This window comes from Krasilnikovia sp. MM14-A1004 (assembly GCF_047159485.1).
In the GTDB taxonomy this organism is placed as follows: Bacteria; Actinomycetota; Actinomycetes; order Mycobacteriales; family Micromonosporaceae; genus Actinoplanes.
The window spans coordinates 6,322,430-6,335,652 of the sequence record NZ_AP038773.1 but is presented as its reverse complement, the minus strand read 5'-3'; the positions used below and the strand labels follow the sequence as shown (position 1 = coordinate 6,335,652).

Sequence of the window (13,223 nt, the reverse complement as noted above, 5' to 3'; positions counted from 1 at the left end):
CTCTTCCTTCCACGTGACCACCGACCGGGTTAGCTGACGGGTTCGGGACGGAAGCGATCCCTACCGCGCGGGTGGCGCGGATTCACCCCACAAACGTGGTTCCCCGGCTCGCCCGAGGGCGATTAGGTGGTGGCCTGCCGGCACCTTTGGGGGTGGTGCCTTCCTGGCAGTGACCGGCGGCCAGCTTACCTGACGAATCATCGCGTCGACCGGTGCCAAATGCGTTACCAGGCAACAACTTTCCGTGATACCCCCGAAGGAATCGCCGGTCCCGGGGCCGTAACGCGGGTCAATGTGAATCGTTGCGTTTCTCTCATTGCGCTGACGCATTGTCAGTGTCCGGTAACCGAGAGTGCTACCCCTGTTGATTTCGGCGAGGCTGAGTATTCTTCGACACGGTCTCCGTTCGATAACGACGTCAGGAAAGGCGTCGGCGGAAACCGCCGCCTAATCGCCCTCGGGCGAACCGGGGAACCACGTACGTGGGGTGAATCCGCGCCACCCGCGCGGTAGGGGCCACTTCCGTCCCGAACCCGTCAGCTAACCCGGTCGGCGGCCGACGGAAGGAAGGCACGTGCGGCACACCCCTGCCCGCCGGCTGTGGGCAACGCTTCTGGCGCTGCTGGTCGTCGTATCCGGACCGGTCGTCACCGGCTCGGCCTCCGCTGCGGCACCCCGGCCGCTCGCCGCTCCGGGTGACACCGGCGACGAAGGCGGCACCAAGTCACTGACCGACGCCCTCGACGCCGCGTCCCGTGGCTTCGTCGATGCCAGGGACGCGCTGGCCCGGTCGAAGCAACGCCAGCGGGACCTGGCCGCGGCGCTGCAGCGGCTCGACGCCGAACTCGGCCCGCGCCAGGCGGCCCTGGACGAGATCGTGGCGCAGAGCTACCGGACCGGGCGGCTCGGCCCGATGAGCGCCATGCTGGGCGCCTCCGACTCGGGCACGCTGCTGGACCGGGCCGACGCCCTGCAGTCGGTCGCGATCCGGCAGGACGAGGCGATGCGCGACCTGAAGCAGACCCGCGACGGCCAGGCACAGGCGAAGCTGGCGATCGACGCCACGATCCGCGATCAGCAGAAGCAGCTCAACGTCATGGCCCGCCGCAAGGCGCAGGCCGAGGCGGCGCTCAAGGCCGCGGGCGGCGGCCAGGATGCCGAGGGACCCAGCGGCGGCAACAGCACCAAGTCCGCCACGGCGCCGAGCAACCTGGGCACCGGCTGCACGGTCGACGACCCGACGACCACCGGCTGCATCACGCCCCGCCTGCTCTTCGCCATGCAGCAGGCCAAGGCGGCGGGCTTCACGCATTTCGTGGCGTGCTTCCGGCACCAGAGCTTCGGGGAGCATCCCAAGGGGCGGGCGTGTGACTTCGCGGCCGACAAGGGTGGCTTCGGCGGCGTGGCCTCCGGTGCCAGTCGCACGTACGGCGACCGGCTGGCGAACTTCTTCATCGGCAACGCCGACCGGCTCAACGTGTTGTACGTCATCTGGTTCCGCCGGATCTGGCTGCCCAGCAGCGGCTGGAAGGCGTACACCCGGGGCAACGGGGATCCGTCGAGCGACCACACCAACCACGTGCACCTGTCGGTGCGCTGAGCGAACGGCAGTGCGGGGCCTACTTGCCCATGTAGGCCTCGTACTCCTTCATCACGTCCTCGGTCGGGCCGTCCGCGCGGATGACGCCGGACTCCAGCCAGATCGAACGCTCGCAGGTGTCCCGGATCGACTGCTCGCTGTGGCTCACCAGGAACACCGTGCCGGCCTCCTCGCGCAGTTCGCGGACCCGCTGCTCGCTGCGGCGCCGGAACTTGGCGTCGCCGGTGGCCAGCGCCTCGTCGATCAGCAGCACGTCGTGCTTCTTGGCCGCGGCGATGGAGAAGCGCAACCGGGCCGACATGCCGGACGAGTACGTCTTCATCGGCAGCGAGCTGAAGTCACCGCGCTCGTTGATGCCGGAGAACTCGATGATGTCGGCGGTCTTCTCCCGCACCTCGGCCGGGCTCATGCCCATGGCTAGGCAGCCCAGCACGACGTTGCGCTCGCCCGGCAGGTCGTTCATCAGCGCGGCGTTCACGCCGAGCAGCGAGGGCTGCCCGGAGGCGTAGATCGCGCCCCGCTCGACCGGCAGCAGCCCGGCGATCGCCAGCAGCAGCGTGGACTTGCCGGAGCCGTTGCTGCCGATGAGCCCGATCGCCTCACCCTTGTACGCGACGAAGCTCACGCCCTTGACCGCGTGCACCTCGCGGACCGCGCTGGACTTCTGCTTGGTGACGATTCGCTTGAAGCTGGCCACGGGGCTGTTCGTGCCCTGGCCCGCCGAGCCGTACACCCGGTAGACGACGTGGGCGTCCTCCGCGATGACGGTGGGTACCCGCTCGGTTGTCTCAGCCACGGCCGTACCCCTTCTCACCGCGCCAGAAGTACACGAACCCGCCGATGCCCACGATCACAGCCCAGATGATCGACTGGACCCACAGCCGGGTCGGCGAGCCGGCGAGCGGGACGTTCTCCATCAGCGCGTGCCGCATCAGCTCGATGAAGACCAGCATCGGGTTGGCCTCGACCAGGCGCAGCGTCCAGCCGTCGAGGCGCTTCTCGAACTGCTGCACGTTGTAGAGGACGGCGGAGCAGTACATCCAGATGCGCATGATGAACGGGACCAGCTGCTTGAAGTCAACGATCTTGGAGCCGAGCCGCGCAGTCAGCATGGCGAGGCCGGTGTTGAAGATCGTCTGCAGCATCAGGGCCGGCACCATCAGGAGCCACTCGACGGTGACCGGCTCGCCCGTGATCAGCACGATCGTGATCAGCACAGCCATGGAGGCGATCAGGTTGCGCGCCTCGACCAGCACGACGGCCAGTGGCAGGCTGGCCCTGGGGAAGTGCAGCGCCCGGATCAGGCCGAGGTTGCCCGTGATCGACTGGACGCCGTTCTGCACCACCGACTGGGTGTAGCCGAAGACGAACACGCCGGTGCAGAGGTAGGCGATGAAGTTGTCCATCTCCTTGCTGCCGGCCAGGATCACGCCGAAGATCAGGAAATACACCGCGGCGTTGAGCAGCGGCGTCAGCACCTGCCAGATCATTCCCAGCCGGGTGTTGCCCAGCGACGAGGAGACCTTGGCGTTGGCGTACGCCCCGGTGAAGTGCCGGTAGGCCCACAGCTGCCTGACGTACGCGGGCAGGCTGGGCAGGGCCCCGGCGGCGCGCAGGCCGTGCCGCTTGGCCAGCTCCTTCATAGGCAGACCGGTGTCGTTGCCGGCGACCGCAGTCTGGACCATGGGGTGGCGCTCCGATCTCGTCGGCCGGGCGGACGTGCCGGGCCTCGGGGGTTTGCGCGTGAACACACTAGCGACCTGATGTCGTTGAAACGGCATCGTATCGACGTGACGCCGACGGTAACCCAGCAAACGGCGGAACGCAACCGTAGCGTCGTTGCGCTATATTGCCTCCGTGGCGACCGGGAAACGAGCACCCGCCGGAGCGGCGGTCCTGCGCGGGGACATCACCGTGGCGATCCGCAACGCCGTGATGAAAGAGCTGGCCGAGGTGGGTTACGGCCGCCTCTCCATCGAGGCTGTCGCACGCCGGGCCGGGGTCGGCAAGACCGCGATCTACCGCAGGTGGAGCAACAAGCTCGAAATGGTACTCGAGATCGTCTCGGATGTGGCCGAGCGAGCCGTGCCGCTTCCCGACACCGGGACCTTCGCCGGTGACCTCCGGCTGCTCCTCATGATCGCCAGCAAGGCGCTGCAGCACCGGATGGCCTCGCAGATCATCCCGGACCTGATGGCCGAGGCCGCGCGGAACCCGCAGATCGCCGAGACCCTGCAACGGGCGCTGCGCACCCACCAGCATGCGGTCGGCGACAAACTGGTCGGCCAGGCCATCGCCCGCGGGGAACTGCCCGCCGACGCCGACCCCGACGTGGCCGTGGACCTGATCCTCGGCCCGATCTACTGGCGGGTCGCCGTCGCCCGGACGCCGATCGACGACGACTACCTGGAGAAGCTGGCCGTCACGGTCACCCATGCGCTGCAGGGCGGTAGCTCGGCGGGCTGAGGCGGTCCATGCCTGGCGGTTTCCTTTCAATGGCCGACGCCACGTAGATCGGCCCGACGGTTGACCTGCTGAGCCTGCGGTGTTCCTGCCGGGCAGTGTCCCCCGTAAGCCGAGAAATGAATCACAGCATCAAGATGTCACGCTCAGTGACGATCGCGGCGACGACGGGTACGCAGCCGGGCTTACCGACATCGCACTTCTGAAACGCTGTGATCAGCTGTAACTGCACCCTGGCAACATCGACATCGCCAGCACCACGTGACGCGAGAATTGTCATTGGATCGAGCCGTTCGATGCTGTTTGGACTAATCGTCGAGTCGGCCCCGCAGCCTCGGAAAGCGACACACGGACCGGGTGGGCGGCAACTTCTCAGAACCATCGGGGCCGGACAAATAGCAAGTTGACAATGGCTGAGACGTCGCTGTACGTTACGCTCCGTAATTGAGCAAGATTAGCTTTCCGTAACCGCGGGGGAATGTAATCAAAGCGCACGCATCACTGTTGTGCGCTCACCTTGTTCCCTTTCTTGCGGTTTCCTGCAGAGAGGTATTCATGACGAGATCGCGAGCGGTTCGCACCCTGCTGGGGACTGTGGCCGGGCTGGCTGTGGCCATGGGTATGGCTACTCCCGCATATGCTGACGGGCCGACGGGAAACCCTGGTCGTACCTACGAAACGTTCCGGGGCAAGGTCGCGCTCCACGTCAGCTATGCCACGCAGTGGCTCGACTCTGGGAAGGCCTGGTACTTCGGCCTGGCCAAGCTGAGCTTCCAGTCGAACGGCAATCTTGTCATTTCCGACCGCAGCACGGGGCGTACGTCGTGGTCCACTAACACCGCGAACTCGGGCGCTACCCGGATGAAGTTCCAGACCGATGGAAACCTTGTCCTGTACAAGGCCAACGGTGTGGCTGTGTGGTCCAGCAAGACGAACAACAAGTGCACTGGACTGCGGTCGTACCCACTCCTGGCGCTTCAGGAAGATTCCAACTTCGTGATCTACTGCGGAAAGAACAAGCCGCTTATCGAAGACCTGAGCGGCGACCAGCTCACCCCGATGTGGGCCACCGGTACCTGAGTTTCAGCCCGGAACGTCGAGGCGAGCGGTCACGTGCAGTGACCGTTCGCCTCGATGCGCTTCCCCGGCAGTGCGGCTGTCCAAACCTCAGTGAACGCGCGTCACGGCCGATCGGTGCGGGGAAGACCAGGCCGCGGGACCGGAGGAGCACGGATGCGGGCACGACTCTTGGTGGCACTTCTCGTGCCGCTCGCCCTCAGTGGGTGCGGCGTGGTGGCGCTCACCGCCGGGACGCCCGCACCCACGGCCTCGGCGACTCCCGTGGCGGGTTCCACGGGCAGTTGGATCGTCGTGGCCAGCGGCTCGCCGACCCCCAGCTCGGCGGTGACGTACCCCTCCCGGCCGACGACGCTGCCTCCGGTGGCGTATCCGTCGGTCTCCGGCAGCGCCTGCCCCGTCCCACCGAACGGTCAGGTGGTCATCCCGGTCACGGTCACCGCCGGCGTCCGATCACTCACCGTGAGCTGGCCGCGGCGGAGCGCCTCCACCTTCCGAGTCACCGCGGTGCCGCAGCGGCTCATCACGGGGCCCCAGCCCGGATACACCTGGACCAGCGTGCCGGTCACGGGCTCGGGATGCACCGTCACCACCACGATCACCGGGCTCAAGTCGGGCGAGCCGTACGTCGTGTGGCTCGACGCGCAGGGCACCGGCAGCCTGACCGACGGCACCCGCAACCCGTACAGCGGCGCCTCCGGGGTTGTCTACCCAAAGTGAGCATGTCCACCGGTGATTGATTCACGCCGGTACCTTTGGCGGCCGAAAAGCTTCCCAGCGGGACGAGGTGGACCTCACCGCGATCCCGGTGACCGCTGTCATCGACGTGTGACCCCGCCGTCCCGTCGTCTGTACCCCGACCGAGAAGAGGACCATGGCCGCCCGCCGTTCCGCCGCCCGGCCGCGCCTGCTCGCCATGGACGGCCTGCGCCTGTTGTGCGCGCTGGCTGTCGCGGGCTACCACTACGGCGTCGCCTGGCGCATCGACGGGGTCCACCCTCCGGCGTACCACCTGCCCACGGCCAGCCACGTACTGATCTACGGGTTCCTCGGGGTCGAGCTGTTCTTCATGATCAGCGGGTTCGTCATCTGCATGAGCAGTTGGGGCCGCGGCCTCGGCGAGTTCTTCACCTCCCGGGTGGTCCGGGTATATCCGGCATTCTGGATATCCTGCTTGATCACCGCTGTCGTGATCGCGGTCCTGCCGGTCACCGTCGGCGTGCCGGTCGCGACCAAGCTGACTCCGCCGGATATCGCTGTGAACATGACCATGCTGGCCGAGCCACTCAGCACGCCGCTGGTCGACACGGTCTACTGGACGCTCTGGGTGGAGTTGCGCTTCTACCTGCTCTTCGCACTCCTGAGCTGGCGCGGCCTGACATATCGGCGTGTCACGGCGTTCTGCATCCTGTGGATGACCGCCGCGATCCTCACTCCGAGCCTGGACAGCAAGCTGATCGACACTCTCGTCATGCCGACCTGGGCGCCGTACTTCGTGGCCGGGGTGGCCATGTACCTGATGCATCGCTACCGGCCCAACGCCCTGCTCTGGGCCATCGTCGGCTTCTGCTGGCTGGTCAGCCTGCAACGGGTGCAGGTACGCATCGCGGACGTGCACCCGGGCTTCTCCGTACCCGGATGGCCGGCGCTGCTGATCATCACCGTTGCCTACGGCGTGATGCTCGCCATCGCCCTCGGCAGGACCAGTCGGATCACCTGGCGGTGGCTCGGCACTGCCGGCTGCCTGACCTACCCCTTCTACCTGCTGCACCAGCGCATCGGATACAGCGTGATCCGGGCCGTCCACGACCGCGCCGCGCTGCCGGCGTCGGTGCTGATCATCGGCACGATGGCGGCGGTGCTGGCGCTCGCATGGCTGGTGCATCGCTTCGTCGAACGACCACTGGCGCCCGTGCTGCGCTCGGCCCTGCGCCGCGCACTGGCGGAGATCCGGACGTCCCCGGTAGGCGACGGTGCAGCGGGAACCGGGACAGTGGCTGGCGCGGACCGCCCGACGGTGCCCAGCCCGAGACCGCACGCGCTCGCGGGGCGGCAGGAGGGCGGCTCCCCGTCCGCTGACCAGACCGGCGACCGGAGCGAAGGCGTCGCATACCAGGCCTCCGGAGCGGCCTCCCCCCAGTAGGTCGTCACGAGGCGATGGCGTTGCGGCCGCTCCACTTGGCCGCGTACAGGCGCTCGTCGGCCGCGCGGAACAGGGTGTCCGCGCTCATCCCCGGTGCCATGGCCGCCAGGCCGACGCTGACCGTGAGGCGTACCCCGGCCAGGATGTCCGCCCGGGCGACCGCGGCCCGGATGCGCTCCGCGACCTCGCGGCCCGCGACCGCGTCGCCGTGCAGGAACACGACGAATTCGTCGCCCGCGTAGCGCACCGGCACGTCCTGCGCCCGGCAGTGCGCCCGCAGGATGGCCGCCACCTCGCGCAGCGCGTGGTCGCCCGCGATGTGCGAGTACGCGTCGTTGACCGCCTTGAAGTGATCGAGATCGATGAGCAGCAGCGCCAGGGGCGGCGCGATCCGTCCCGTGTCGATGCGGCGCAGTACGGCGTCGAAGCGGCGCCGGTTGCCCAGGCCGGTGAGCGGGTCACGCATGATCTCCCGCTCGGCGCGCATCCGGGCGGTCTCCAGCTCTTCGCGCTGGCGGGCCTGGCGCAGCATCGCCAGCCGGTGCAGCCGCAGCCGCCACAACTCGCGGACCTGGCTCTCGACCGCCTCGAACAGGTCGCGGCTGGACTGGGAGTCGTCGATCTCGCGGGCGGTCTGCGCCATCTCGAACCGGATGATCAACGGCTCGTCGGGGCGGGCGCCGTACCCGCACAGCTCGCGGGCGGCGACCAGCTCGCGGCGAGCCTCGGCCAGCTGGCCCCGTGCCCGGAGGCTGACGCCGAGGGCCAGGTGGGCGAGGCGGGCGTACTGGTGGTTCTCGCCCGCCCGCAACGGCGTGATCGCGTCGCGGGCCAGCTTCTCGGCGGGGAGGACGTCGCCGAGCTTGGCCAGCGCCAGGGCCAGCATCGCCGTGGTGCCCGCGTCACCGCTGTGCGGCCCGGTCTCCTCCAGGTGCTGCCGGGTCAGCTCGGCGCTGCGGCGCAGCCGGGCCGCGCTCTCGCCGGTACGCCCGACGTGCCCCAGACGCAGCCCCCAGTACAGCAGGGTGCCCGCATGGACCAGCCGGAACGCCGGCGATGCGTCGCTGAGCTGCTCGTACGTGGCGGCGGCGGTCTCGTACATCTCCGCCGTGGTGGCGGCCTCGGCGAACGAGCAGAGCGCCGAGCGGCGTCGGTCGCCGTCGAAGGTGCTGCGGTCGAGCAGCACCCCGGCGCGGGCCAGGTGGTGCATGCCGTCGATGTCGTGGCCGCTCAGCACGTGTACGCGGGCGAGGTCGCACAGCGCCTTGGCCTCGCCGAGCACAGAGCCGGAGGCCCGCTGGTGGCGTAACAGCCGCTCGCCGAGGGCGGCCGCCTCGGCCAGGCGGCCCATCTCCAGGTTGGCGTACAGCTTGCCCTGCAGGAGGAACAGCAGCGTACGGGTGTCGCCCGTGGCGGCGGCCAGCACCGCGTACGCGTCGGCCGCGGCGATGGCCTCCCGGCACCGGCCGGTGTTCGCCAGTACGTGCACGCGCACGGCCAGCAGGTGCAGTGGCCCGAACGCGGTGACGGGCACCGGCAGCCGATCGACGGCGGTGCTGTCCCTCATGCACCCCAGTATTGACCGGTCGCTGCTCAGGCCGTGCCCGTGGACCGTTTCGCCGGAGTTTGCACGTAGCGGGCGAGGCCGTCGACGATCAAGTCGAGTCCGAAGAGGAACCGTTCGTCCCCGCCGCCGCCCGTGATCTCGCGCGCATGGTGGTGCAGGTTCGGAAAGTGTTCCGGCGGCAGGCTCTCGTAGTAGCCGGCGAGCTGCTCGACCCAGTGCGCGAAGTACTGCTCGGGATCCTTGCCGGTGGCTTCGATGCTGGCCTGCCGCAGCGAACTCTCGTAGACCTCGGCGACCATGTACAGGAAGATGCGGTCGAGCGCCCAGCCGGCGATCCGGGGTGGGACGCCGCCGGCCAGCAGGACCGCCATCATCCCCTCGGTGATCCGCAACGCGTTCGGTCCGGTCGGGACGGTGGACAGGGCGGCGCGGGCCAGGTCGCGGTAGTCCATCAGCCGGGTGTAGCCGTCCCGCGCCATCTGCTTGACCTGCTCGGGCCAGCGGGCCGGATCCGGCTCCGGGATCTCGATGCCGGCGCATGCCCGGTCGAACATCAAATCGAGCAGTTCGTCCCGGTTCGCCACGTGGGCGTACAGGCTCGACGGGCCCGTGTCGAACTCGGCCGCGACCCGCCGCATGCTGGCCGCCTCGACCCCCTCGGCCGCGACGATCCGCAGCCCGGCCTCGACGATCTGGTCGCGGGAGAGCGGGGGCCGGGCGGCGCGGGGACGGCGAGGGCTCGCGGGGCGCCACGGCGGCGAGGGCAGGTCCGGTTCGGTCATCGCGGGTAATCCTAGTTGACGCGAACGGTGTTCGTCTGTAGAACAGTGTTCGTCAACACGAACACTGTTCTATCCATCGGGGGTAACAGATGCAAGCGGTACTGGAAGAGACTCGGGCGCCGTACCGATGGCGGTGGGTCGCGCTCTTCGTGATCCTCGCGGCCGAGGTCATGGACCTGCTGGACTCGCTGGTCACGACGATCGCGGGCCCGGTCATCCGCGCGGAGCTGGGCGGCTCGCTGAGCCTCATCCAGTGGCTCGGCGCGGCGTACACCCTGGCCATGGCCGTCGGCCTGCTGACCGGCGGGCGGCTCGGCGACATCTACGGGCGGCGTCGCATGTTCCTCGTCGGTGCCGCCGGCTTCACGCTGGCGTCGCTGCTGTGCGCGGTGGCGTCGAGCCCCGGCATGCTCATCGGCGCCCGTACGGTGCAGGGCCTGTTCGGGGCGATCATGCTGCCCCAGGGCCTCGGCATGATCAAGCAGATGTTCTCTGACAAGGAGCAGGCCAAGGCGTTCGGTGCGTTCGGTCCCGTGATGGGCCTGTCCGCGGTCGGCGGCCCGATCCTGGCCGGCTGGCTCGTCGACGCCGACTACTTCGGCGCGGGCTGGCGCATGATCTTCTTCATCAACCTGCCGCTCGGGATCTTCGCGATCATCGGAGCACTGCGCTTCCTGCCCGAGTACCGCGCCGAGCGCACGCCGCGGCTCGACGTGGCCGGCGTGCTGCTGGCCGCGGTCGGCGCGTTCCTGCTGCTCTTCCCGCTCGTGCAGGGGCGCGAGCTGGACTGGCCCGCGTGGATCTTCGTCATGCTGGCGGCGGGCGTCGTCCTGTTCGTGGCGTTCGGCCGCTACGAGGCCGCCCGCGAACGGGCCGGGCGCGATCCGCTGGTCACGCCGAGCCTCTTCCGCAAGCGGGCCTTCACCGGCGGGCTGGCGCTGGGCCTGTTCTTCTTCGCCGTACTGATCGGCACCGGTCTGGTCTTCACCCTCTACCTGCAGGTCGGGCTCGGGTACTCGCCGCTGAAGGCGGGCCTGACCACGCTGCCACAGGCGCTGGGCACTGTCGTCGGGTTCGTGGCCGCGGGTGCCGGGCTCAGCGAGCGGCTCGGCCGCCGGCTGCTGCTGATCGGCACCGTGGTGATGGGGCTCGGCATGGTCGGTGTCGCCCTCACCGTGCAGGCCACCGGCGCGGACATCAGCCCGTACCAGCTCAGCCCGGCCCTGCTGGTGCTGGGCGCGGGCATGGGGCTCGCGATGGCGCCGTTCTTCGACATCGTGCTGGCGGGTGTCGACGACGCCGAGACCGGCTCGGCGTCCGGGGCGCTGACCTCTGTGCAGCAGCTCGGCGGCGCGTTCGGCATCGCCGTACTCGGGACGATCTTCTTCGGGTTGCTGCCCGGCGCGGTGACCCACCACGTCGACGCGTCGGCGGGCGAGCTGCGCGCGCAGCTCACTGCGGCCTCCGTGCCGTCCGAGGTGCAGCCGGCGATCGTCGCGGGGATCCGCGCCTGCCTCGCCGACCGTGTCGCCGAGGACGACCCGGAGGCCCAGCCGGCGTCGTGCCGGTCCGTCGCGGCGGCCCCCTCCACCGGGGCCGCGCCCGGCGCGGCGGCCCCCGCCGGCACCGGGATCGCCGGGTACGCCGAGCGTGCGGTGCGCGACGGCTTCCGGGACGTGACCGTGCGCACGCTCGGGGTGGCGCTCGTCCTGCTCGTCGTGGCGTTCGGGCTCGGCTTCCTGCTGCCCCGCCGGGCCCGGCCCGGAGCCGCCGGACACTGACCCGGCCGTTGGCCCCCGGGTGCGTCGGTGACCGCGCCCGGGGGCTCGCGCTGTCTCGGCCACGCCCGGCATGCGCGGCCACCCGCCGCTCTGCCGGTGGGCACCGCGCGAACGCCCACTTCGGACAGTTCGGGTATTCCGCCCGCCGACCCCGGTGAGTGCCCAATCGTGGCTCCAGGGCCCGTTTCACGCGGGACCCGAAAGAGCCTCGGGGTACTTTGCCTCTTTCGCGATCAGAGCAACTGCGCACAGCGTGACGATGTGGACACTGGACGTCGCCACATCCACCTCAGGCATCACCGGATCGGTCCACAGCCTCAGCCGTTAAGGCGGAAAAGCAGCTCAGCGGGGGCGGAGGCGATCGAGGGCGTTATATCGTCGGCTGCGCCGCCGAGAACCGGTGCCGGAGGTTTCCCCCTCGCCGACCGCCTCCGGATCCCCCGATGAACGAGGACGGACAAGTGTCGATCTCCCGCCGCGGCCTTATCGCCGCCGGCTTAGCCGTGGTCACCGTCGGATCGATGAGCGCCGTCTGGACGCTCAACGCCGGCGCGGCCGAGAATCCCGACGTCACCGCGGTGGCTTCCGCGAGCCCGGAGCCGTCCGGCGCCGCCACCGACCCGTCCACCGGCGACCCGTCCACCGCAGATCCGTCCACCGGCACCGCCCCGGACCCGGCCGGTGAAGATCCCTCCGCCGGCGCCGATCCCGACCCGGCCGGTACTGACACGCCCGCGCCGAGCGGGAGCGCCGACCCGTCCGCCGCCGCCGCCGACGACGCCAGCACCCCGCCGGCCCGCCTCCCGTGGGGTGGCCGCCCGGTCGCCGTCACCAGGGCCGAGCCCGGCGCCACCAGCGCCAAGGTGGCGGCCGAGGGCGCGGACGTCGCCCCCGCCGACAAGTCCGGGTCCACCGAGGCCGCGCCCGAGTTCTCCCCGAAGGGCCGCAACTCCCGGTGGGGCTCCGTGCGCTCCTCCCGTACCTCGGTCGTCGCGCCCGTCCCGCCGCCGCTGACCGAGCCGGTGTCCGGCGCCGGCTCGCAGGTCAACTTCCTCTACGGGGTCGGCTCGCAGACCGCCGAGACCGACGGCACGTACGCGAACTTCTCCATCGCCAAGCCCACACTGGCCAGCGGCGACTTCCACACCCTTGCCGAGCTCAGCGTGCAGTCCGCCGACGGGGCGCAGATCGCCGAGGTGGGCTGGACGGTGGACCGCACGATCAACGGCGACAGCGATCCGCACATCTTCGTCTATCACTGGGTGAACCGGAAGGAAACCTGCTACAACGCGTGCGGCTTCGTCCAGTACAGCCAGACCGTCAAGCCGGGCGACACCCTGCCCCAGGGCGGGAACAAGCGGTTCGGCATCCAGCACTACAACGACGCGTGGTGGGTCGCGTACGACACGGAGTGGCTGGGGTACTTCCCGGACAGCCTGTGGAACGGGCAGTTCACCCGTACCGGGCAGGTGCAGTACTTCGGTGAGGTGGCGTCGCCCACCACCCAGCCGTGCAGCCACATGGGCAACGGCCAAGGGGTCGACAGCGCCAGTGCGGCCCGGGTCGGCAGCGTCGCCTTCATCAACGGGCCCGACGTCGACCTCAACGTCCGTGCCATCGGCGGCGTCTACGGCGCGAACAAGCTCAGCGCCCGCACGTTCCGGTACGGCGGCCCCGGAGCCTGCTGACCGTCCCGACTGCCACGATGCCCGGTCCCCCGGCGGGGGACCGGGCATCACTCTGTCGGTAACCGGTCGAACCAACCCGGCCGCCAGGGTGTACAACGTGTTGGCCGAGCAGCGCCGACGAG

Annotated in this window: 11 protein-coding genes and 2 riboswitches; of the genes, 7 read left to right on the top strand and 4 right to left on the bottom strand. The window is 69.6% G+C overall.

From position 1 onward, the window contains the following. Position 1: 1 nt before the first annotated feature. Positions 2-139, bottom strand: a riboswitch (cyclic di-AMP (ydaO/yuaA leader). Positions 140-434: 295 nt separating this feature from the next. After that, a riboswitch (cyclic di-AMP (ydaO/yuaA leader) is annotated at positions 435-571 on the top strand. 3 nt (positions 572-574) lie between these two features. Next, positions 575-1,600 (top strand): coiled-coil domain-containing protein, encoded by a 1,026-nt coding sequence (locus ACMCNN_RS27515; protein WP_412743395.1) that lies wholly within the window; start codon positions 575-577, stop codon positions 1,598-1,600. 19 nt (positions 1,601-1,619) lie between these two features. Here ACMCNN_RS27515 and ACMCNN_RS27510 read toward each other — a convergent pair whose 3' ends face one another. Further along, positions 1,620-2,396, bottom strand: a complete 777-nt coding sequence (locus tag ACMCNN_RS27510; RefSeq protein WP_412743394.1) for an ABC transporter ATP-binding protein — start codon at positions 2,394-2,396, stop codon at positions 1,620-1,622. Beyond that, a complete protein-coding gene (locus tag ACMCNN_RS27505) occupies positions 2,389-3,285 on the bottom strand; it encodes an ABC transporter permease (RefSeq protein ID WP_412743393.1) in 897 nt (298 codons plus the stop codon). Before ACMCNN_RS27505 ends, ACMCNN_RS27510 begins: the two co-directional genes overlap by 8 nt. 172 nt (positions 3,286-3,457) lie before the next feature. On the opposite strand from ACMCNN_RS27505, the gene ACMCNN_RS27500 reads away from it, so the two are divergent. The 4 genes from ACMCNN_RS27500 (at position 3,458) to ACMCNN_RS27485 (ending at position 7,283) form a co-directional block, all read left to right on the top strand. Next, the gene (locus ACMCNN_RS27500; protein WP_412743392.1) at positions 3,458-4,066 is read left to right on the top strand and encodes a TetR/AcrR family transcriptional regulator; all 609 of its coding nucleotides are present in this window, start codon (positions 3,458-3,460) and stop codon (positions 4,064-4,066) included. 552 nt (positions 4,067-4,618) lie between these two features. Then, on the top strand, positions 4,619-5,143 hold the full coding sequence (locus tag ACMCNN_RS27495; RefSeq protein ID WP_412743391.1) for a hypothetical protein: 525 nt from the start codon (positions 4,619-4,621) through the stop codon (positions 5,141-5,143). 153 nt (positions 5,144-5,296) lie between these two features. Continuing rightward, positions 5,297-5,860, top strand: a complete 564-nt coding sequence (locus ACMCNN_RS27490) for a hypothetical protein (protein ID WP_412743390.1) — start codon at positions 5,297-5,299, stop codon at positions 5,858-5,860. A gap of 154 nt (positions 5,861-6,014) precedes the next feature. Continuing rightward, on the top strand, positions 6,015-7,283 hold the full coding sequence (locus ACMCNN_RS27485) for an acyltransferase family protein (protein ID WP_412743389.1): 1,269 nt from the start codon (positions 6,015-6,017) through the stop codon (positions 7,281-7,283). A 4-nt stretch (positions 7,284-7,287) separates the two neighbouring features. On the opposite strand, the gene ACMCNN_RS27480 is transcribed toward ACMCNN_RS27485, so the two are convergent. Both ACMCNN_RS27480 and ACMCNN_RS27475 read right to left on the bottom strand, forming a co-directional pair. Then, a complete protein-coding gene (locus ACMCNN_RS27480) occupies positions 7,288-8,850 on the bottom strand; it encodes a GGDEF domain-containing protein (protein WP_412743388.1) in 1,563 nt (520 codons plus the stop codon). A 26-nt stretch (positions 8,851-8,876) separates the two neighbouring features. Further along, positions 8,877-9,632, bottom strand: a complete 756-nt coding sequence (locus ACMCNN_RS27475; protein ID WP_412743387.1) for a TetR/AcrR family transcriptional regulator C-terminal domain-containing protein — start codon at positions 9,630-9,632, stop codon at positions 8,877-8,879. 89 nt (positions 9,633-9,721) lie between these two features. Here ACMCNN_RS27475 and ACMCNN_RS27470 point away from each other — a divergent pair, with 89 nt between their 5' ends. Next, positions 9,722-11,413 (top strand): DHA2 family efflux MFS transporter permease subunit, encoded by a 1,692-nt coding sequence (locus ACMCNN_RS27470; protein ID WP_412743386.1) that lies wholly within the window; start codon positions 9,722-9,724, stop codon positions 11,411-11,413. Positions 11,414-11,934: 521 nt separating this feature from the next. Next, a complete protein-coding gene (locus tag ACMCNN_RS27465) occupies positions 11,935-13,101 on the top strand; it encodes a neprosin family prolyl endopeptidase (RefSeq protein WP_412743385.1) in 1,167 nt (388 codons plus the stop codon). The last annotated feature ends 122 nt before the right edge of the window (positions 13,102-13,223 follow it).

Bases quoted from the DNA above. Each gene is read 5' to 3' on its own strand.
- ACMCNN_RS27490 (WP_412743390.1), top strand. From the start codon at position 5,297: ATGCGGGCACGACTCTTGGTGGCACTTCTCGTGCCGCTCGCCCTCAGT.
- ACMCNN_RS27475 (WP_412743387.1), bottom strand. From the start codon at position 9,632: ATGACCGAACCGGACCTGCCCTCGCCGCCGTGGCGCCCCGCGAGCCCT.
- ACMCNN_RS27485 (WP_412743389.1), top strand. From the start codon at position 6,015: ATGGCCGCCCGCCGTTCCGCCGCCCGGCCGCGCCTGCTCGCCATGGAC.
- ACMCNN_RS27495 (WP_412743391.1), top strand. From the start codon at position 4,619: ATGACGAGATCGCGAGCGGTTCGCACCCTGCTGGGGACTGTGGCCGGG.
- ACMCNN_RS27505 (WP_412743393.1), bottom strand. From the start codon at position 3,285: ATGGTCCAGACTGCGGTCGCCGGCAACGACACCGGTCTGCCTATGAAG.
- ACMCNN_RS27465 (WP_412743385.1), top strand. From the start codon at position 11,935: ATGAGCGCCGTCTGGACGCTCAACGCCGGCGCGGCCGAGAATCCCGAC.
- ACMCNN_RS27470 (WP_412743386.1), top strand. From the start codon at position 9,722: ATGCAAGCGGTACTGGAAGAGACTCGGGCGCCGTACCGATGGCGGTGG.
- ACMCNN_RS27480 (WP_412743388.1), bottom strand. From the start codon at position 8,850: ATGAGGGACAGCACCGCCGTCGATCGGCTGCCGGTGCCCGTCACCGCG.